This is a genomic window from Pseudomonas sp. C9D1, assembly GCF_056491235.1.
In genome coordinates this window covers 1,505,022-1,524,766 of the sequence record NZ_JBSZIE010000001.1, presented here as the reverse complement: position 1 = coordinate 1,524,766, position 19,745 = coordinate 1,505,022, and the positions used below count along the sequence as shown (strand labels likewise).

The 19,745-nt window shown below is 68.9% G+C and carries 16 protein-coding genes and 1 pseudogene; 16 read left to right on the top strand and 1 reads right to left on the bottom strand.

Annotated features, from left to right (window positions below):
- The first annotated feature begins 12 nt into the window (after positions 1–12).
- The 16 genes and pseudogenes from ACXI0U_RS07060 to cobA all read left to right on the top strand — a co-directional run bounded on the left by ACXI0U_RS07060 (position 13) and on the right by cobA (position 18,524).
- Positions 13–225: a YgdI/YgdR family lipoprotein gene (locus tag ACXI0U_RS07060; protein WP_184489324.1), complete on the top strand. Its 213-nt coding sequence runs from the start codon at positions 13–15 to the stop codon at positions 223–225.
- Positions 226–418: 193 nt separating this feature from the next.
- Entirely contained in the window at positions 419–1,633 is a 1,215-nt protein-coding gene (locus tag ACXI0U_RS07055) for a CmpA/NrtA family ABC transporter substrate-binding protein (protein ID WP_043247201.1), read from the top strand.
- 15 nt (positions 1,634–1,648) lie between these two features.
- A complete protein-coding gene (locus tag ACXI0U_RS07050; RefSeq protein ID WP_184489322.1) occupies positions 1,649–2,227 on the top strand; it encodes an ANTAR domain-containing response regulator in 579 nt (192 codons plus the stop codon).
- 152 nt (positions 2,228–2,379) lie between these two features.
- The gene (locus ACXI0U_RS07045) at positions 2,380–3,735 is read left to right on the top strand and encodes a pyridoxal phosphate-dependent decarboxylase family protein (RefSeq protein ID WP_479549941.1); all 1,356 of its coding nucleotides are present in this window, start codon (positions 2,380–2,382) and stop codon (positions 3,733–3,735) included.
- A 193-nt stretch (positions 3,736–3,928) separates the two neighbouring features.
- Positions 3,929–5,032, top strand: a complete 1,104-nt coding sequence (locus ACXI0U_RS07040) for a polysaccharide lyase family 7 protein (RefSeq protein WP_479549940.1) — start codon at positions 3,929–3,931, stop codon at positions 5,030–5,032.
- Positions 5,033–5,317: 285 nt separating this feature from the next.
- On the top strand, positions 5,318–6,547 hold the full coding sequence (alaC, locus tag ACXI0U_RS07035) for an alanine transaminase (RefSeq protein ID WP_479549939.1): 1,230 nt from the start codon (positions 5,318–5,320) through the stop codon (positions 6,545–6,547).
- Positions 6,548–6,664: 117 nt separating this feature from the next.
- Positions 6,665–7,555 (top strand): alpha/beta hydrolase fold domain-containing protein, encoded by an 891-nt coding sequence (locus ACXI0U_RS07030; RefSeq protein ID WP_479549938.1) that lies wholly within the window; start codon positions 6,665–6,667, stop codon positions 7,553–7,555.
- A 13-nt stretch (positions 7,556–7,568) separates the two neighbouring features.
- Positions 7,569–8,258, top strand: coding sequence for a helix-turn-helix transcriptional regulator (locus ACXI0U_RS07025; RefSeq protein WP_479549937.1), 690 nt, complete (start codon positions 7,569–7,571; stop codon positions 8,256–8,258).
- Between the two features lie 87 nt (positions 8,259–8,345).
- On the top strand, positions 8,346–8,714 hold the full coding sequence (locus tag ACXI0U_RS07020) for a VOC family protein (protein ID WP_479549936.1): 369 nt from the start codon (positions 8,346–8,348) through the stop codon (positions 8,712–8,714).
- 175 nt (positions 8,715–8,889) lie between these two features.
- Positions 8,890–9,576 (top strand): polysaccharide lyase family 7 protein, encoded by a 687-nt coding sequence (locus ACXI0U_RS07015; protein ID WP_479549935.1) that lies wholly within the window; start codon positions 8,890–8,892, stop codon positions 9,574–9,576.
- Positions 9,577–9,681: 105 nt separating this feature from the next.
- The gene (locus tag ACXI0U_RS07010; protein WP_111261294.1) at positions 9,682–10,125 is read left to right on the top strand and encodes a thioesterase family protein; all 444 of its coding nucleotides are present in this window, start codon (positions 9,682–9,684) and stop codon (positions 10,123–10,125) included.
- Positions 10,126–10,598: 473 nt separating this feature from the next.
- The gene (locus ACXI0U_RS07005; RefSeq protein WP_021220306.1) at positions 10,599–11,810 is read left to right on the top strand and encodes a NarK family nitrate/nitrite MFS transporter; all 1,212 of its coding nucleotides are present in this window, start codon (positions 10,599–10,601) and stop codon (positions 11,808–11,810) included.
- A 5-nt stretch (positions 11,811–11,815) separates the two neighbouring features.
- The gene (locus tag ACXI0U_RS07000) at positions 11,816–13,486 is read left to right on the top strand and encodes a bifunctional protein-serine/threonine kinase/phosphatase (protein WP_431483948.1); all 1,671 of its coding nucleotides are present in this window, start codon (positions 11,816–11,818) and stop codon (positions 13,484–13,486) included.
- 263 nt (positions 13,487–13,749) lie between these two features.
- Positions 13,750–14,949, top strand: a pseudogene (locus ACXI0U_RS06995) (NAD(P)/FAD-dependent oxidoreductase); the annotation flags it as partial.
- 112 nt (positions 14,950–15,061) lie between these two features.
- Positions 15,062–17,776, top strand: coding sequence for a nitrate reductase (locus tag ACXI0U_RS06990; RefSeq protein WP_431483947.1), 2,715 nt, complete (start codon positions 15,062–15,064; stop codon positions 17,774–17,776).
- A 10-nt stretch (positions 17,777–17,786) separates the two neighbouring features.
- A complete protein-coding gene (gene cobA, locus ACXI0U_RS06985) occupies positions 17,787–18,524 on the top strand; it encodes a uroporphyrinogen-III C-methyltransferase (RefSeq protein ID WP_431483946.1) in 738 nt (245 codons plus the stop codon).
- A 155-nt stretch (positions 18,525–18,679) separates the two neighbouring features.
- Here cobA and ACXI0U_RS06980 read toward each other — a convergent pair whose 3' ends face one another.
- Complete coding sequence (locus ACXI0U_RS06980; protein ID WP_031288049.1) at positions 18,680–19,726, bottom strand: OmpA family protein; 1,047 nt, start codon at positions 19,724–19,726, stop codon at positions 18,680–18,682.
- Positions 19,727–19,745 lie beyond the last annotated feature (19 nt).

Genomic DNA, 19,745 nt, shown 5'->3' with positions numbered 1-19,745 from the left:
AGGAGTACCACCATGAAGAAGCACTGGATTCTCATCGCCCTCTGCCTGGTCGGCCTGGCCGGCTGCTCCAGCGAATACCTGATCAACACCACCGACGGCCAGATGCTCACCAGCGATGGCAAGCCGCACCTGGATGAAGACACCGGCATGCTCGAGTTCGAAGACAGCGAAGGTCGCAAGCAGCAGATCCCGCAGACCCAGGTGAAACAGATCATCGAACGCTGATCCGCCCCGCTCCACCCAGGCCCCCGCTCCGGCGGGGGCTTCGCTTTCCGCCCCTGGCACATCGCTTGCTTTGCCCAAGGCATCAGGCCCGCTCCAACGGCGGAGCGGGCCACCGGACAATGGCGTCGTCATCGGCCATCGCAGCCCGCGATCCGCCGTGGCGACGCCTTTTTGTTGATGGGAAGGCGACAGCATGAGCGACAACCGACTGCACACACGCACCGACAACCTGGCCTGGGTCGCCGGCAGCGACGCACCTGAAAAGAGCACGCTGGACCTCGGTTTCATGGCCCTCACCGACTCCGCCTCGCTGATCGTCGCCGCCACCCAGGGCTTCGCCCAGCCCTATGGGCTCACCCTCAACCTCAAGCGCCAGGCTTCCTGGGCCACCCTGCGCGACAAGCTGCTGTCCGGCGAGCTGGACGCCGCCCAGGCACTCTACGGCCAGGTCTACGGCATCCACCTGGGCATCGGCGGCACGGCCACCGACATGGCCATCCTCATGGGTCTGTGCCAGAACGGCCAGGCCATCAACCTCTCCGAACCGTTACGGCGCGCCGGCGTGACCACTGCCGAGGCACTGGCCGCCCACGTGCGCCAAGGTGGTGCACGGCTGACCTTCGCCCAGACCTTCCCCACCGGCACCCACGCCATGTGGCTGGCCTATTGGCTGGCCGCCCAGGGCATTCACCCGCTGCACGACGTCAGCAGCGTGGTGGTGCCGCCTTCGCAGATGGTCGCCCACCTGCAGGCCGCACGCATTGACGGCTTCTGCGCCGGCGGCCCCTGGGGCGCGCTCGCGGTGGACCAGGGCCAGGGCTTCACCCTCGCCACCAGCCAGATGATCTGGCCCGACCACCCGGAGAAGGTCCTCGGCGTCACTGCCGCCTTCGCCGACGCCTACCCGAACACCGCCCGCGCGCTGACCATGGCGGTGCTCGAAGCCAGCCGCTTCATCGAGCAGAGCCTGGAAAACCGCCGCAGCACCGCCCAGTTGATCAGCGGCGCCGAGTACATCGACGCCCCGCTCTCGGCCATCGAGCCACGCTTCCTCGGCCACTACCGCGACGGTCTCGGCAACACCTGGGAAGACGCCCACCCGCTGCGCTTCTTCGACGGCGGCCGGGTCAACCTGCCCTACCTCTCCGACGGCATCTGGTTCATGACCCAATTCCGCCGCTGGGGCCTGCTGCGCGATGACCCGGACTACCTCGGCGTCGCCCGCCAGGTGCAGCGCCTCGACCTCTACCGCCAGGCCGCCGCAGCCCTCGGTATCGAAGCGCCCGCCGAGATGCGCAGCGCCACGCTGATGGACGGCATCACCTGGGATGGCAGCGACCCGGCCGGCTATGCACGCAGCTTCCGCCTGCACGCCCTCGCCGGCACGTCTTCCGCCCTCGCCCTGTAACCGGACGGCCACCCTATGCTGCGCATCCTTCTGATCAACGACACCGCAAAGAAAGTCGGCCGCCTGCGCGCCGCCCTGGTCGAGGCCGGCTTCGAGGTCATCGACGAATCCGGGCTGACCATCGACCTGCCCGCACGGGTCGAAGCCGTGCGCCCCGACGTGGTGCTCATCGACACCGAATCCCCCGGCCGTGACGTCATGGAACAGGTGGTGCTGGTCAGCCGCGACCAGCCCCGCCCCATCGTCATGTTCACCGACGAGCACGACCCGGGCGTGATGCGCCAGGCCATCCAGGCCGGCGTCAGCGCCTACATAGTCGAGGGCATCCACGCCCAGCGCCTGCAGCCCATCCTCGACGTCGCCATGGCCCGCTTCGAAAGCGACCAGGCCCTGCGCGCGCAGCTCAACGCCCGCGAGCAGCAACTGGCCGAACGCAAGCGCGTGGAACTGGCCAAGGGGCTGCTGATGAAGATGAAGAACTGCAACGAGGAAGACGCCTATACGCTGATGCGCCGCCAGGCCATGAGCCGCCAGCAGAAGCTCGTCCAGGTCGCCGAGCAGATCATCGCGATGCACGACATGCTCGGGCACTGAGGGGCAACTGTACGGGTGGGAGTTGTAACTGTTCTGCTGTCCGGGGTCCGTCGACCGCGACTGTACGGCCATCGCCGGCGTGGCGTGTATCTGCTGGCACGCCGTGGCGACGGCTAAGGTAAGCCCATCGCAGCCACCGCCCGGACACGCCCATGGACACCGAACGCCAGCTCCTCGAAGACGCCGACCGCCGCGCCCTCGCCTACTTCGACGGCATCCCCGGGCGCCGCGTATTTCCCGATGCCGAGGCCATCGCCGCCCTGGCCGGCTTCGACGGCCCCCTGCCCACCCAGGGCCTGCCCGCCCAGCAGGCCCTGCAATTGCTGGACGAGCTGGGCTCCCCCGCCACCACCGCCTCCAACGGCGGGCGCTACTTCGGCTTCGTCATCGGCGCCACCCTGCCCGCCGCCGCCGCGGCCGAGCGCCTGGTGCTGGCCTGGGACCAGTGCGCCTCGTCCTTCGACAACTCCCCCACCGCCGACCGCATCGAAAAGGCCGCCGCGCGCTGGGTGCTGGAAAGCCTCCGCCTGCCCGCCGAAAGCGCCGTCGGCTTCGGCACCAGCGCCACCGCCTGCACCCTCGCATGCCTCAGCGCCGCCCGCCGCGCCCTGCTCGCACGCAAGGGCTGGGACTTCGACGGCGACGGCCTGATGGGCGCGCCCGAGGTGCGCGTGGTGGTCTCCGCCAGCGTGCACATCACGGTGAAGAAGGCCCTGCGCATCCTCGGCTTCGGCATCAACCGCCTGCTGGTGGCCCCCGTCGACGAGCTGGGCCGTATCGACCCGGCGCAGCTGCCGCCGCTGGACGACATGACCGTGCTCTGCCTGCAGGCCGGCGAGGTCAACGGTGGCGAGTTCGACCCCTTCGCCGAACTCATCCCCCGTGCCCACGCCGCCGGCACCTGGGTGCATGTGGACGGCGCCTTCGGCCTCTGGGCCCGCGCCAGCTCCGCCGCTGCGCTCACCGAGGGGGTCGAGCGGGCCGACAGCTGGACCACCGATGGCCACAAGTGGCTGAACACCCCCTACGACGGCGCCATGGCCATCTGCCGCGACGTCGAGGCCCTGGCCACGGCGATGAACAGCGACGCCGCCTACGCCAGCGCCTCCCGCGATGCGCAGAAGAACCTCAACCTGGAGTTCTCCCGCCGCGCCCGGGGCGTGCCCATCTGGGCGGCCCTGGCCAGCCTCGGCCGCGACGGCCTGCGCGAGCTGATCGACCGTCACCTGCGCCAGGCCGGCCACCTCGCCGAACGCCTGCGCGGCGCCGGCTACCAGGTGCTCAACCGCGTGGTGCTCAACCAGGTGCTGGTGCGCGCCGACAACGACGAGCAGACCCTGGCCATCCGCCTCGCCGCCCAGGCCTCGGGCGATGTCTGGTTCGGCCCCACCCTGTGGCAGGGGCGCCCGGCCTTCCGCCTCAGTGTTTCCTCGTGGCGCACAACGGATGCCGATATCGAGCGCCTCGCCGAGCTGCTGGTCCGCCTCAAGGCCGAGACCCGCCCCTGAGCCCTGCGCAATGCCCCGGTGCCAGTGCGCCACCGGTCGCCGCCGCAACGCAGCGGCAGAACCTTCCTTGAAGGCGACGAGTCTGTGAAAGGCCTGCCACGCGGCAGGCCCTATACAAGCGCAGGGAAGGCACGTACGCGTCGAAGGAAAGCGGTCTCGAGCGGAGTGCGGCCCGACAACGAGGATGCAAGGCATGCACAGGTTCCAATCGCTCCACTCCACATCCCACCGCCATCGCGGTGCCTATTGGCTCGGCCTGTTCGGCTGCCTGCTGCTCGGCGAAGCCCAGGCCGAGCTCTACAAGGGCGTCGCCCCGGGCGGCAACTTCGCCCTGGAGAACTGGAACATCACCGTGCCACAGGACGCCGAGGGCGGCACCGAGGGCAAGGCCGTCACCGTGCGCCCCGACCAGCTCAGCGGGCCCGACGGCTACCAGTCGCGCTGGTTCCGCACCGACCCGGGCGACGGCTCCCTGAGTTTCTGGACGCCGGTCAACGGCGCTACCGCCGGGGGCTCCAGCAGCCCGCGCTCGGAACTGCGCGAGATGCTCGACCCGAGCAACCTCGGGCTGACCTGGAGCGGTGCCGGTGAATCGGTGCAGGACGCCCTGCTCAAGGTCATGCAGGTGCCCAGCGACGGCCTGGTCATCGTCGGCCAGGTGCACGGCTACGGCAGCGCGCCGCTGATCCTCCTCTACTACCGCTACGACTTCGCCAAGAAGACCGGTCGCGTCATCGCCAAGCTGCAGGGCCTGCCGGAGCAGGGCCTGCCCTATACCAACCACGTGCTGGCCAGCGACATCGCCCTGGGCGAAACCTTCAGCTACCAGATGAAGGTCAGCAACAACGTCGCCATGGCCTCGGCCAACGGCGGGGCCGTGGCGACCATGGCGATGGACCCGGCCTGGAACAGCGAAACCTTCTACTTCAAGGCCGGCGCCTACCTGCACATGCACGGCGACAGCGCCACCGAAGGCGCGCGGGTGAAGTTCTACCGCCTGGCCGCCAGCCACCCCAACGACGACCTCTTCGTCAACAGCCCCGCCGCCCTGCCCAGCGCCCGCGTCGGCCAGGCCTACCAAACCCAGCTCTACAGCACCGGCGGCCTCGGCGGCGCCACCTGGAAACTGGTCAGCGGCCACCCGCCGGCCGGGCTGACCCTGGCTTCCGACGGCCTGGTCAGCGGCACCCCGGAAGCCGGCACCGCCTCCACCACCGCCCACTGGTTCGTGGCCCAGGTGCGTGACGTCAACGGCAGCACCCACCACAAGAAGTTCTCGATTCTCATCCCTCAGTAACGCCGCACGCCGGGTAATCGTGGACCACGCTTCACCGGTCCACCGCACCGGCGCCCAGGTCGGCACTGCGGGTGGATGCAAAGAGCGGCATCCACCCTACGCCCCGGGGTATCCCGTGCAGGCTGAGGCTGATTGGCACACCCATTCGCCCTGAAAGAAAACGCCCCGCAACGCCTCGGATTTTTCTCGACAACGCCCCACCGCTGCGCTTATCTTCGCCGCCAGGCCACCCATGTGGCCAACGTCGCTCGGACGGTTCCGGGCGCTTACGTATCCGAGGAAAGCATGGCTGACACGCGTTCTCCGCGCAGTTTCGCGCGCATCGATCGTCTCCCCCCCTACGTCTTCAACATCACCGCCGAACTCAAGATGGCCGCGCGCCGTCGTGGCGAGGACATCATCGACCTGTCCATGGGCAACCCCGATGGGGCCACCCCGCCGCACATCGTCGAGAAGCTGGTGCAGGTCGCCCAGCGCGAAGATACCCACGGATACTCCACCTCCCGCGGTATTCCCCGCCTGCGCCGCGCCATTTCGCGCTGGTACAAGGACCGCTATGACGTGGAGATCGATCCGGAAAGCGAAGCCATCGTCACCATCGGCTCCAAGGAAGGCCTGGCGCACCTGATGCTGGCCACCCTGGACCACGGCGACACGGTGCTGGTGCCCAACCCCAGCTACCCGATCCACATCTACGGCGCGGTGATCGCCGGCGCCCAGGTGCGCTCGGTGCCGCTGGTGCCAGGCGTCGACTTCTTCGCCGAGATGGAGCGCGCCATCCGCGAATCCATCCCCAAGCCGAAGATGATGATCATCGGCTTCCCCTCCAACCCCACCGCACAGTGCGTGGAGCTGGACTTCTTCGAACGCGTGGTGGCCCTGGCCAAGCAGTACGACGTGCTGGTGATCCACGACCTGGCCTACGCCGACATCGTCTACGACGGCTGGAAGGCCCCGTCGATCATGCAGGTGCCCGGCGCCAAGGACATCGCGGTGGAGTTCTTCACCCTGTCCAAGAGCTACAACATGGCCGGCTGGCGCATCGGCTTCATGGTCGGCAACCCCGAGCTGGTCAGCGCCCTGGCGCGGATCAAGAGCTACCACGACTACGGCACCTTTACCCCGCTGCAGGTGGCCGCCATCGCCGCGCTGGAAGGCGACCAGCAGTGCGTGCGCGACATCGCCGAGCAGTACCGCCAGCGCCGCAACATGCTGGTCAAGGGCCTACACGAGGCGGGCTGGATGGTCGAGAACCCCAAGGCCTCGATGTACATCTGGGCGAAGATTCCCGAGCCCTATGCCCACCTCGGCTCTCTGGAGTTCGCCAAGAAGCTGCTGGCCGAGGCCAAGGTCTGCGTCTCCCCGGGCATCGGCTTCGGCGAGTACGGCGACGACCATGTGCGCTTCGCCCTGATCGAGAACCAGGACCGCATCCGCCAGGCCATCCGTGGCATCAAGGCGATGTTCCGCGCCGACGGGCTGATCCAGCCAGGCAAGGCCCGCAAGGCCGAGTGACACAGGCAACGGCGCCCCAGGGGCGCCGTTTTCATTTCCCACGCAGGGGTTCGTGCCCCGGTGGCGTATCAAGGCTGTACCGGGCGCCGTCCCGGCCCATCAGCGAAGGACCCAACGATGAAGCCCAGCCGCCTGCTGTTCCTCTGCGCCGCCCTGCTCGGTGCCCTGACGCTGCAGACCGCCAGCGCCGGCCTGCTCCAGGAGCGCCGCGAAGCCCGCCAGCTCGACGACGCCGGCATCCGCGTGCAACGGGATGTCGCCTACGGCAACGATGAGCGCCAGCGCTTCGACGTCTACCAGCCCAAGGTCGCGCCGCGCGTGCCCGCCCCGGTGATCTTCATGGTCCACGGCGGTGGCTGGGCCAACGGCGACAAGGACAACGGCAGCGTCGCCCTGAACAAGGCCCTGCGCTGGGTGCCCCAGGGCGTGGTGCTGGTCTCCGCCAACTACCGCATGCTCCCCGACACCCCGCCGCTGGCCCAGGCCGACGACGTGGCCCGCGCCCTGGCCCAGGCCCAGCAACTGGCCAGCGGCTGGCAGGCCGACCCGGCGCGCTTCGTGCTGATGGGTCACTCCGCCGGCGCCCACCTGGTGGCATTGATCGACGCCGCGCCGGAGATCGCCGCCCAGCATGGCGCGCGCCCGTGGATCGGCACCGTGGCGCTGGACAGCGCCGCCTTCAACGTCGAGACGGTGATGCGCGGCCCGCACCTGAAGCTCTATGACCGCGCCTTCGGCGACGACCCCGCCACCTGGCGCGCCGCCTCCCCCACCCTGCGCCTGGAGCAATCCGGCGCGCCGCTGCTGGCGGTGTGCTCCACCCGTCGCGACGACGCCTGCCCGCAAGCCCGTGGCTTCGCCGCCAAGGGCCGCGACCAGGGCAAGCGCGTGGAGGTGATGGGCGTGGACATGTCGCACCGGCAGATCAACCACGAGCTCGGCCAGGACAACGGCTACACCGCCGACGTCGAGCGCTTCCTGCGCAGCGTCGGCCTGCTGCGTCTCTGAGCCGGGTAACGCCATGTCCCGAAGCCAGCGCCTGCTCGACCTGCTGCAGATCCTCCGCCGCCACCGCTACCCCGTCGCCGGGCACGCCCTGGCCAGTGAGCTGGGCATCAGCCTGCGCACCCTTTACCGCGACATCGCCACCCTGCAGCAACAGGGCGCCAACATCGAAGGGGGCGCCGGGCTGGGCTATGTGCTGCGGCCCGGCTTCGAACTGCCGCCGCTGATGTTTTCCCTGGGCGAGATCGAAGCCCTGGTGCTCGGGATGCGCTGGGTCAGCCGCCGGGGCGACCGCCAACTGATGGCGGCCGCGCGTGACGTGCTGGCCAAGGTCGGCGCGGTGCTGCCGCCGGCCCTGCGCGAGGAGCTGGAGACCAGCACCCTGCTGATCGGCCCGGCACCGGCCAGCGAAATCCCCGATGCGCTGCTGGAGCAGGTGCGCGAGGTCATCCGCCGGGAACACCGCGTGCAGCTCGGCTACCGCGATGTGGAGGGCCAGGCGTCGCAACGGGTGGTCTGGCCCTTCGCCCTGGGCTACTTCGAGCAGACCCGTGTGCTGGCCGCCTGGTGCGAACTGCGCCAGGCCATGCGCCACTTCCGCCTCGACCGGGTGGACGACCTGCTCGACCTGGGCCAGCGCTACCCGCGACGACGCCAGGTGCTGCTGCGCGAATGGCGCGAACTGCACGGCATCGCCGAGCAGTGAGGCTGCTGCCAGAAACTGACAGAGGTGGGGCCTAGCCTGCGCGCATCGAGTGACGACGCCCGTCGCTCCGCATCGGAGACCCATCCAATGATCGCCCCCAACCTGCTCAACCTGTATGTCGACGACCCCGTGCGCAGTGCCGCTTTCTATCGGCGCCTGCTGGCGCGCGAGACCGTCGAGCATAGCCCGGGCTTCGCCCTCTTCGTCTTCGACAACGGCTTCAAGCTTGGCCTCTGGGCCCGCGACGGCGTGAAGCCTGCCACCACTGTACCGGGCGGTGGCAGCGAGCTGTGCGTCCAGGTCGACAGTGACGACGACGTGCACCGCCTGCATCAGCTCTGGCAGGAACAGGGCGTGGAGATCGTCCAGACGCCGGAGGCCATGGACTTCGGCTACACCTTCAGCGGCATCGACCCCGACGGCCACCGCCTACGGGTCTACCACCTGACGCTGTAAAGGGTTACCGGCCGCCTGCCTGTGGCCGGGCGGCCGCACACCGCCCGGCTGCTGGCACTGTGCCGCCTCACTGGCCCGCGACGATGCAGTTCGTCGCCTAACTGGAACCTCGCTGAACTTCCGGGATCGTGCCGGTCCCAACAGGGGCTTATTCCCCCGGCCTCAAGGACAGCCCGTGATCGATCTCAGCACCTGGAAACTCGACATCCCCGCCCACCAATCCGCCACGCTCATCACCACCCAGCGCCTCAACAACGGCTATGAAAGCCAGTACTTCCGTCGCAACGACGACGGCAGCGTGACCTTCTGGGTGCCCGTCACCGGCAGCACCAGCGAAGACGCCCGCTACCCCCGCAGCGAACTGCGCGAGACCCAGGCCGACGGCACCCTGAGCTACTGGAACTACCAGAGCGCCGACAATTACCTGAGCGCGGTGCTTTCGGTGCAGCAGGTGCCGAGCAAGAACAAGATCATCATCGGGCAGATCCACAGCAAGGACGAAGCCGGCAGCGAGAACGACCCGCTGCTGAAGCTGCAGTACCACTACAAGGACGGCACCGGCCGCCTCGAGGCCCTGCTGCGCAAGCGCCCCGGCGACAAGGAGGTGGAGAACATCCTGCTGGCCGAGAACGTCGACCTGGGCGAGCGCTTCGGCTACGACCTGCGCCTCACCCCCAGCGGGCGCCTGGGCATCACCGTCACCAGCAAGGGCGATGACGGCGGCCTGTTCCGCCAGCTGAGCGGCTACTGGGGCAACCAGCAGCTCTACTTCAAGGCCGGCGCCTATATCCAGGACAACTGCGGCCCGAGCAACGAAGGCGGCCGGGTGACCTTCTACTGGCTCAACGGCCTGCACCGCTAAGCCTCATTCAGTCGGCGAATGGCCACATAGCGGCGGCGGCGCGGGTAGAATCCGCCCGCCGTTGCCACGGCCCCTTCCCTACCGACGTACGAGGTTCGCACCCCGATGGCCCGCCTGACCCTGAACTTCCCCGAAGACCAGTTCTGCTACTCCACCCACCTGACCGTGCGGGTCACCGACATCAACGGCGCCAACCACCTGGGCAACGACTCGATGATCTCGATGATTTCCGAGGCCCGCGCGCGCTTCCTCTTCGACTTCGGCATCACCGAGACCGAGGGCGACGGCACCGGCATCATCGTCACCGACCTGGCCACCACCTACCGCGCCGAGGCCCACGCCCGCGACCAGTTGCTGTTCGAAGTGGGCGTGATGGACTTCAACCGCTACGGCGGCGACATCACCTTCCGCATCACCCGCCCCGCCGACGGCAAGCTGGTGGCCATGGCCAAGTCCGGCTTCGTGTTCTTCGACTACCGCCAGTCGAAGGTGGTGGAGATGCCGGAGAAATTCCGCAGCACCTTCCCCAAGGTCAACTGGCTGGACTGAACCCGCCCCCGCAGCTCCGCCCCGGTGCACGGGCGCGACAGCGCGCCCCCTTTTGCACCGGCGCCAGCCCCCGGCCACGCCGGCAGGCCCACTGCTCGGCGCCCCTCACGCACCGGCCGAAGCCCGGTAAATCAGGCACTTGTGGCGGCCGGCGGCACCGGCCCCGCTCCTTGGCCCGTCTCTTGCTCCATCCCCTCCACAGGTAGCCAACGGCGGTTGCCCGACTGAACGACAAAGGCGTCGCGTCACTGCGCAGAAATGCAGCCAGTGCGCGGCGCTTTTTTCGTTCCGGCCCCAGCGATGGGGCGGCTGGCGTGCCGTGATCCGGGCGCCCGCATGCGACCCACCCTACCCAGCCACGGCCAAGGCCGTGGCACGAAGCGCCACGAGCGCGACGTGTTCCGGGAGGGTGCGACCGCCGGGGCTGTCCCGCGGCGCGCCCTCCCGGCCCCCTGACGCAGATGAGGTGTTCGATGACTACGAGTTTCTGGAAGGCCGGCCACGCCCCCACCCTGTTCGCCGCATTTCTCTATTTCGACCTGAGCTTCATGGTCTGGTACGTGCTCGGCCCGCTGGGCGTGCAGATCGCCGCTGACCTGCAGCTGACCACCCAGCAACGCGCCATGATGGTCGCCACGCCCATCCTCGCCGGTGCCGTGCTGCGCTTCCTGCTGGGCCTGCTGGCCGACCGCACGTCACCGAAATCCGCCGGGCTGTTCGGCCAGGTGGTGGTGATCGCCGCGCTGTTCACCGCCTGGCAACTGGGCATCCACAACTACGAGCAGGCGCTGCTGCTGGGCCTGTTCCTCGGCTTCGCCGGGGCCTCCTTCGCCGTGGCCCTGCCGCTGGCCTCGCAGTGGTACCCGCCGCAGCACCAGGGCAAGGCGCTGGGCATCGCCGGGGCCGGTAACTCCGGCACCGTGCTGGCGGCGCTGTTCGCCCCGGGGCTGGCCGCGCTGTTCGGCTGGAACAACGTGTTCGGCCTGGCGCTGATCCCGCTGGTGCTGACCCTGGCGATCTTCGCCCTGGCCGCGCGTAATGCCCCCAACCGCCCGGCGCCGAAATCCCTCGCCGACTACATGAAGGCCCTGGGTGACCGCGACAGCTGGTGGTTCATGTTCTTCTACAGCGTCACCTTCGGCGGCTTCCTCGGCCTGGCCAGCACCCTGCCCGGCTACTTCCACGACCAATACGGCCTGGAGCCGGTGACTGCCGGCTACTACACCGCCGCCTGCGTCTTCGCCGGCAGCCTGATGCGCCCCCTGGGCGGCGCCTTCGCCGACCGCATCGGCGGCATCCGCACCCTGCTGGTGGTCTACACCGTGGCCGCCATCTGCATCGCCGCCGTGGGCTTCCACATCTCAAGCGCCACCGCTGCCCTGGCCCTGTTCGTGGTGGCCATGCTCAGCCTCGGCGCCGGCAATGGCGCGGTGTTCCAGCTGGTGCCGCAGCGCTTCCACAAGGAAATGGGTGTGATGACCGGGCTCATCGGCATGGCTGGCGGCATCGGCGGCTTCTGCCTCACCGCAGGCCTGGGCGCCATCAAGCAGCACACCGGCGACTACCAGCTGGGCCTGTGGCTGTTCGCCAGCCTCGGCGTGCTGGCCTGGTTCGGCCTCTACGGCGTGAAGCTGCGCTGGCGCACCACCTGGGGCTCAGCGGCCGTCACCGCGGCGCGCGTCTGAGCGCCATGGGGCTGCAACTGAGCTTCGGCGAGGCCAGCGCCATCGGCCCGCGCAGCGAGAACCAGGACGCCCTGCGGGTGGTGACGCCCGCACCGGCCCTGGCCGCCAGCAAGGGCTACCTGTTCGCCCTGGCCGATGGCGTCAGCCAGTGCGCCGACGGCGGCCTGGCCGCACGCGCCACCCTGCAGGCGCTGGCGCTGGACTACTACGCCACGCCGGAAACCTGGGCGGTGGCGCAATCCCTCGACCGCCTGCTGCTGGCCCACAACCGCTGGCTGCAGGCCAACGGCGGCGGCCAGCCGCTGCTGACCACCCTCACCGCACTGGTGCTGCGCGGCCGCCGCTTCACCCTCGCCCATGTCGGCGACTGCCGTGCCTACCGCTGGCGCGGCGAGCAGCTCGACCGCCTCAGCGAGGACCACGTCTGGGACCAGCCCGGCATGCAGCACGTGCTCAAGCGCGCGCTGGGGCTGGACCAGCACCTGGTGGTGGATTACCTGGATGGCGAGCTGCAGGAGGACGAGCACTTCCTCCTGGTCAGCGATGGCATCTGGGCGGTGCTGGGCGATGCCGGCATCCTGCGCATCCTCCAGGACGAACCCGAGCCCGAGGCGGCCAGCCGCGCCCTGGTCGCCGCCGCGCACCTGGCCGGCGGCCAGGACAACGCCAGCGCGCTGCTGGTGCGGGTCGACGGCCTGCCCCCCAGCGGCCTGGCCGATGCCCTGGCGCAACTGGAGGATTGGCCGCTGCCGCCGGAGCTGCGCCCGGGCCAGCTGTTCGAGGGCTGGTGGGTGCAGGGGCTGCTGGCCGAGTCGCGCCAGTCGCTGCTCTACCGCGTGCTCGATGACGCCGGCCAGCCCTGGCTGCTGAAGACCCTGCCGCCCGCGCGCCACGACGAACCCGCCGCCGGGCCGGCGCTGCTGCAGGAAGAGTGGTTCCTGCGGCGCGTGGCCGGGCGCCACTTCGCCGAGGTGCACCCCCTGCCGCAGCGCCAGCACCTGTACTACCTGCAGCGCGAGTACCCGGGGCAGACCCTGGCCGAACGGCTGCGCCAGGCCGGGCCGCTGGCGCTGACCGAGTGGCAGGACCTCGCCCCGCGCCTGGTCAGGGCCCTGGGCATGCTGCACCGGCGCAACATCCTGCACCGCGACATCAAGCCGGAGAACCTGCTGCTCGGCGAAGACGGCGAGCTGCGCCTGCTGGACTTCGGCCTGGCCTATTGTCCGGGCCTGTCCCAGGACGAGGCCCACAGCCTGCCGGGCACGCCCAGCTACATCGCCCCCGAGGCCTTCGACGGGGCACAACCGTCCGCGCAGCAGGATATCTACGGGGCGGGCGTCACCCTCTATCAACTGCTCACCGGGCACTACCCCTTCGGCGAGATCGAGGCCTTCCAGCACCCGCGCTTCGGCACGCCGACGCCCGCCAGCCGCTACCGCCCGGACCTGCCCGCCTGGCTCGACGAATGCCTCGGCCGCGCCCTGGCCAGCGACCCCGGGCAACGCTTCGAGACGGCGGAGGAATGGCTGCTGGCCCTGGAACAGGGCGAGCGCAAGGCGCTGGCGAGCAAGCCGCGCCCACTGCTGGAGCGCGAGCCGCTGAAGGTCTGGCGCGGCATCGCCCTGCTGTCGTTGCTGACCAACCTGGCGCTGCTGGTGCTCTGCCTGCACGGCTGACGCACCGATGCCGGGCAAGCCGCCCCGAAGCGGTGCAGCAGAGCCTTCGGCGTGCCCCGCAAAGGCCCGCCGGAGCCACGGAAAGCGGGGCCAGGCGGAGTTGGCACAAGCCCTGCAATGGCTCCATCACAATCTACAAAAAGCGCCCACCTCAACGTAGAGATGGCACTTTCCCGATAGAACGGGACTTGGACAAAGGCGTCCTGCTGGCAACAGCGGGACGCCTTTTTTGTTTGCCCGGAATTCATGCAGGAGCCTCGCCCATGAACAGACCCAGGCTGGTGATGATCGGCAACGGCATGGCCGGAGTGCGCACCCTGGAAGAGCTGCTCAAGCTCGCCCCGGATCTCTACGACATCACGGTGTTCGGCGCCGAGCCGCACCCCAACTACAACCGCATCATGCTGTCGCCGGTGCTGGCCGGTGAGCAGGCCTTCGAGGACATCGTCCTCAACGACCTGGAGTGGTACGCCGGGCACGGCATCCGCCTGCTGCTCAACCGCAGCGTGGTGAAGATCGACCGGCGCCGCCGCCTGGTGATCGCCGACGACGGCACCGAGGCCGCCTACGATCGCCTGGTGATCGCCACCGGCTCCTCGCCCTTCATCCTGCCGGTGCCGGGCAACCGCCTGCAGGGCGTGATCGGCTACCGCGACATCGCCGATACCCGGCAGATGATCGACACCGCCCGCAGCCACAGCCACGCGGTGGTGATCGGCGGCGGCCTGCTCGGCCTGGAGGCGGCCAACGGTCTGCGCCAGCGCGGCATGCAGGTGACCGTGGTGCACCTCGCCGACTGGCTGCTGGACCGCCAGCTGGACCGCACCGCCGGGCAGCTGCTGCAGGAAGCGCTGGAGGCTCGCGGCATCCGCTTCCGCCTGGGCACCCACACCGAGGAGCTGCTGAACAACGGCGAGGGCCGGGTCTGCGCGGTGCAGTTCCAGGGCGGCGAGGTGATCGCCGCCGACCTGGTGGTGATGGCCGCCGGCATCCGCCCCAACGTCGCCCTGGCCGAGCGCGCCGGCCTGCCTTGCAACCGCGGTATCCTGGTCAGCGACACCCTGCAGACCAACGACCCACGCATCTACGCCATCGGCGAATGCGCCAGCCACCGCGGCATCGCCTACGGCCTGGTGGCACCGCTGTTCGACCAGGCCGGCGTTTGCGCCAACCACCTGGCCCAGCTCGGCTTCGCCCGCTACCAGGGCTCGGTGGTCTCCACCAAGCTCAAGGTCACCGGCATCGACCTGTTCTCCGCCGGCGACTTCATGGGCGGCGAAGGCACCGAAAGCATCACCCTTTCCAACCCCATCGACGGCATCTACAAGAAGCTGGTGATCAAGAACGGCGTGCTGGTGGGTGCCTGCCTGTTCGGCGACACCGCTGACGGCGGCTGGTACTTCCGCCAGGTGCAGGCACGCACCGACATCAGCGCCATGCGCGACCGCCTGATTTTCGGCGAGGCCATGGCAGTCGAGCGCACCGAGCCAGCAGCCGAACCACGCTGCGCCGAGCCGGCGCGCATTCCCGTGCGCCTGCTGCAAAGCGCCTGATCCCTTCACAGGAACCTTCGTCATGAGCCGGACCACCGCCTCCACCTGCTGCTACTGCGGCGTCGGCTGCGGCGTGCTGATCGAGCACGACGACGCGCGCATCCTCGGTGTCGCCGGTGACCCGGCGCACCCGGCCAACTTCGGCCGCCTGTGCAGCAAGGGCTCCACCCTGCACCTGACCGGCGACCTCCAGGCCCGCGCGCTGTACCCGGAACTGCGCCTGGGCAAAGGCCTGGCACGCAGCCGCACGGACTGGGACAGCGCCCTGGACCACGCCGCCGCCCGCTTCGCCGAGACCATCGCCGAGCACGGGCCGGACAGCGTCGCCTTCTATGTCTCCGGCCAGTTGCTGACCGAGGACTACTACGCCTTCAACAAGCTGGCCCGCGCCCTGGTGGGCACCCACAACATCGACAGCAATTCGCGGCTGTGCATGTCGTCCGCCGTGGTCGGCTACAAGCGCAGCCTGGGCGCCGACGCGCCACCCTGCTCCTACGAGGACATCGAGCAGAGCGACTGCGTGCTGATCGCCGGCAGCAACATGGCCTTCGCCCACCCGGTGCTGTTCCGCCGCCTGGAGGAGGCCAAGGCCAAGCGCCCGGACATGCGCCTGATCGTGGTCGACCCGCGCCGCACCGACACCTGCGAGCTGGCCGACCTGCACTTGGCGATCACCCCGGGCAGCGACGTGGCGCTGTTCCACGGCATCCTCCACATCCTGCTCTGGGAGGGCTGGGTGGACCGGCGCTTCATCGAGCGCCACACCGAAGGCTTCGATGCGCTCAAGGAGCGCGTGCGCGACTTCGGCCCGGCGCGGGTGGCCGAGCTGTGCGGCATCGACAGCGCCGACCTGCTGCGCTGCGCCGAGTGGATCGGCCGCACGCCGAGCTTTCTCTCGCTCTGGTGCATGGGCCTGAACCAGTCCAGCGCCGGCAGCGCCAAGAACAGCGCACTGATCAACCTGCACCTGGCCACCGGGCAGATCGGCCGCGTCGGCGCCGGGCCCTTCTCCCTCACCGGCCAGCCCAACGCCATGGGTGGCCGCGAAACCGGCAGCCTGTCGAACCTGTTGCCGGGCCATCGCGAGGCGGGCAATGCCGAGCACCGCGCCGAGGTGGCGGCCTACTGGGGCGTCGAGCGCCTGCCGGAAACACCGGGGCTGTCGGCCATCGACCTGTTCGACGCCGTGGGCGACGGGCGCATCAAGGCGCTGTGGATCGTCTGCACCAACCCGGCCCAGTCCCTCCCCGACCAGCAGCGGGTGCACGCGGCACTGGCTGCTTGCCCCTTCGTGGTCGTGCAGGAAGCCTTCTTCACCACCGAGACCTGCCGCCACGCCGACCTGCTGCTGCCCGCTGCCAGCTGGGGCGAGAAGGAAGGCACCGTGACCAACTCCGAGCGGCGCATCAGCCATGTGCGCCCGGCCGTGCCAGCACCGGGCGAGGCGCGCCCGGACTGGGCCATCGCCTGCGACTTCGCCCGGCGCCTGGAACACCACCTGCGCCCCGGCCAGCCCAGCCTGTTCGACTTCGACAGCCCCGAAGCACTGTTCGAGGAGTACAAGCCGCTCACCGCCGGCCGCGACCTGGACCTGACCGGCATCGGCTACGGCCTGATCGACACCCAGGGTCCGCAGCAATGGCCCTACCCCGCCGGCGCCCGGCAAGGCACCGCGCGCCTCTATGGCGACGGCCGCTTTCCCACACCGAGCGGTCGTGCACAGTTCGTCGCCGACCCTTACCTCGCCCCCCAGGAGCGTCGCGAACTGCGCTACCCATTGACCCTGAACACGGGACGCCTACGCGACCAGTGGCATGGTATGAGCCGCACCGGCACCGCGGCCCAGTTGTTCGGCCACGTGGAGCAGGCGCAACTGGGGCTGCACCCCGTGGAGATGCGCCGCCGCCAGCTCGAGGATGGTGATCTGGTGCGGGTGAGGAGCCGTCGCGGCGAGCTGGTGGTGCCGGTCATGGGCGACGAGGCCCTGCGCCCCGGCCAGGCCTTCCTGCCCATGCACTGGGGCGATCGCTTCCTCAAGGGGCTGGGCGTCAACGTGCTGACCACGCCGGCCTACGATCCGCTCTCGAAACAACCGGAACTCAAGCATGCGGGCGTGGAGGTGGAGCGGGTGGAGCTGCCCTGGCAGCTCTTCGTGCTGGTGGAGGGCGATGTGCAGGCGCGCTTCGAAGCCCTCCGACCGCTGTGCGAGGCCTTCACCTACGCAAACCTGGCCCTGGTCGGGCGTGAGCGCCCTGCCCTGGTGCTGCGCACGGCCCACGGGCAGGCACTGGATACGGAGCTACTGGCGCATATCGACCGCCTGCTGCAACTGGATCAGGGGCCGGTGATGAGCTACGACGACCCGCAGCGCGCGGTGGGCAAGCGCGTGCGTATCGAGCAGGGGCGCATCACTGCGCTGCGCCTGGCGGGCGAAACCGCCGCATGGGGCTGGCTGAAGAGCCTGTGGCAGGAAGGCCGCGTGGACACGGAACTGCGGCGCTGGCTGCTGGCTCCCCTGAGCGCACCGCCGGGTGCCAGTGCGGCGGCCGGCGCCAATCGCACCCTGTGCAACTGCATGAACGTCAGCCTGCAAGCCGTGCAGGCGGGCATCGCCCAGGGGCTGGACCTGGCGGGGCTGAAAGAAGCATTGGGGTGCGGCACGCGTTGCGGCTCCTGCGTACCGGAAATCAAGAGAATGCTGGCGGCGCCACCGATGCCGACCGCAGTGAATGCCTGAGGAGAAGCCCATGAATGGCAAGGTCTGGCTGGTGGGTGCGGGGCCCGGTGACCCGGAGCTGCTGACGCTGAAAGCAGTGCGGGCGCTCAACAGCGCCGAGGTGGTGATGATCGACGACCTGGTCAACCCGGCGGTGCTGGAGCACTGCCCGGGCGCCCGGGTGATCCGAGTCGGCAAGCGCGGGGGCTGCCGCTCGACGCCCCAGGCCTTCATCCATCGCCTGATGCTGCGCTACGCACGTCAGGGCAAGCGCGTAGTGCGCCTCAAGGGCGGCGACCCGTGCATCTTCGGCCGGGGCGGCGAAGAGGCGCAGTGGCTGGCCGAGCGTGGCGTGGAGAGCGAACTGGTCAACGGCATCACCGCCGGGCTGGCAGGCGCCACCCAGTGCGGCATCCCCCTGACCCTGCGCGGCATCAGCCGGGGCGTCACCCTGGTCACCGCCCACACCCAGGACGACAGCGAACCCGAGTGGCAGGCCCTGGCCCGCAGCGGCACCACGCTGGTGGTGTACATGGGCGTGGCGCGCCTGGCGGCGGTCCGTGAAGGCCTGCTGGCCGGCGGCATGGCGGCGGATATGCCGGTGGCGATGATCGAGAACGCCTCCCTGCCCTATCAACGCGAATGCCGCAGCACGCTGGCACAGATGCAGGCCGACGCTGGCAACTTCCAGCTGAAGAGCCCGGCGATCCTGGTGATCGGTGAGGTGGCGGGCGAGGCCGTAGCGATGGCCGAAGCGTTGAGTGCCTGATCGGGCGGCATTCCACGGCTCGGCATCGCAATGTTGGGTTTCGTACCTCTACCCAACCTACGGTGCGGCCGCTGGGCCACGCGTTTACCTCCTGGCACTTTTCTCCAGGCAAAGAAAAACCCGGCCGAGGCCGGGTTTTTCAGAGCTCAGACCAATTACTTGGCTTGGGCTTCTACTTCAGCTTCTACGCGACGGTTAACAGCGCGGCCAGCGTCGGTAGCGTTGTCAGCAACCGGGCGGGACTCACCGTAACCAACCGAGTTGACGCGCTCGGAACCTACACCGTACTGGTTGACCAGGACTTCACGAACGGCGTTGGCACGACGCTCGGACAGTTTCTGGTTGTAGGCGTCGGTGCCGACGGAGTCGGTGTGGCCTTCAACGGTGGTGGTGGTCGACGGGTACTGGTTCATGAAGTCAGCCAGGTTCTTGATGTCGCCGTAGCTTTCTTCTTTGACCTTGGACTTGTCGAAGTCGAACTTCACGTCCAGCTCAACGCGAACGACTTCGGCAACAGCCGGGCAGCCATCGGCGTCAACGGTGACGTTGGCCGGGGTGTCCGGGCACTTGTCGACGTTGTCGCAGACGCCGTCGTTGTCGCTGTCGGAGCAGACTTCGGCAACCGGAGCCGGGGCCGGCTCGGCAGCGGGCTTGGAGCCACCACCGAAGTTCACGCCAACACCCACGCCAGCGGCCCACTCGGACTCGCCCACATCGATGTTGTACATGCCGTCCAGGCCGGCTTTGGCGTAGAAGTTCTCGGTGAAGTAGTACTTCAGGCCGGTGCCGATGTTGGCGAAGGTGCTGTGGTCACGACCAGTACGCGCCGGAACGTTGCTGATGCTCTGGTGAGCGAAGCCAGCGGAGACGTACGGACGCAGGCCGACACCCGGAGTGCCGAAGTGGTAGATGGCATCGAGGCCAGTCTGGCTGCCCTTGATGTTCTTGTTACCGGTGTCGTTTTCGGAACGAATGTCGTGAAACTCGCCGTAGGACAGAGCCAGTTCGACGTCGTCGGTCAGGTAGTAACCAACCGAGCCACCGAACAGGTTGCCATTGGACAGATCACGCGAGCTGTCGGTGAAGTAGCGCTTGCCGAAAGCCTCCACCTCGACAGCGCCTTGGCCTTGCGCCAGCGCGTTCAGAGAAAGTGCGGCGACGAGAGAGCCAACGGCTACGCCTAAGGTGTTTTTCAGTTTCATCCGTAAATCCCCATCTTGG

Excerpts from the sequence above, each read along its gene's own strand:
- ACXI0U_RS06990 (WP_431483947.1), top strand. The coding sequence starts at position 15,062 with ATGAGCCGGACCACCGCCTCCACCTGCTGCTACTGCGGCGTCGGCTGC.
- ACXI0U_RS07000 (WP_431483948.1), top strand. The coding sequence starts at position 11,816 with ATGGGGCTGCAACTGAGCTTCGGCGAGGCCAGCGCCATCGGCCCGCGC.
- ACXI0U_RS07045 (WP_479549941.1), top strand. The coding sequence starts at position 2,380 with ATGGACACCGAACGCCAGCTCCTCGAAGACGCCGACCGCCGCGCCCTC.
- ACXI0U_RS07025 (WP_479549937.1), top strand. The coding sequence starts at position 7,569 with ATGTCCCGAAGCCAGCGCCTGCTCGACCTGCTGCAGATCCTCCGCCGC.
- ACXI0U_RS07055 (WP_043247201.1), top strand. The coding sequence starts at position 419 with ATGAGCGACAACCGACTGCACACACGCACCGACAACCTGGCCTGGGTC.
- ACXI0U_RS07010 (WP_111261294.1), top strand. The coding sequence starts at position 9,682 with ATGGCCCGCCTGACCCTGAACTTCCCCGAAGACCAGTTCTGCTACTCC.
- ACXI0U_RS07005 (WP_021220306.1), top strand. The coding sequence starts at position 10,599 with ATGACTACGAGTTTCTGGAAGGCCGGCCACGCCCCCACCCTGTTCGCC.
- ACXI0U_RS07040 (WP_479549940.1), top strand. The coding sequence starts at position 3,929 with ATGCACAGGTTCCAATCGCTCCACTCCACATCCCACCGCCATCGCGGT.
- ACXI0U_RS07030 (WP_479549938.1), top strand. The coding sequence starts at position 6,665 with ATGAAGCCCAGCCGCCTGCTGTTCCTCTGCGCCGCCCTGCTCGGTGCC.
- cobA (WP_431483946.1), top strand. The coding sequence starts at position 17,787 with ATGAATGGCAAGGTCTGGCTGGTGGGTGCGGGGCCCGGTGACCCGGAG.
- ACXI0U_RS07060 (WP_184489324.1), top strand. The coding sequence starts at position 13 with ATGAAGAAGCACTGGATTCTCATCGCCCTCTGCCTGGTCGGCCTGGCC.
- alaC (WP_479549939.1), top strand. The coding sequence starts at position 5,318 with ATGGCTGACACGCGTTCTCCGCGCAGTTTCGCGCGCATCGATCGTCTC.
- ACXI0U_RS07020 (WP_479549936.1), top strand. The coding sequence starts at position 8,346 with ATGATCGCCCCCAACCTGCTCAACCTGTATGTCGACGACCCCGTGCGC.
- ACXI0U_RS07050 (WP_184489322.1), top strand. The coding sequence starts at position 1,649 with ATGCTGCGCATCCTTCTGATCAACGACACCGCAAAGAAAGTCGGCCGC.
- ACXI0U_RS06980 (WP_031288049.1), bottom strand. The coding sequence starts at position 19,726 with ATGAAACTGAAAAACACCTTAGGCGTAGCCGTTGGCTCTCTCGTCGCC.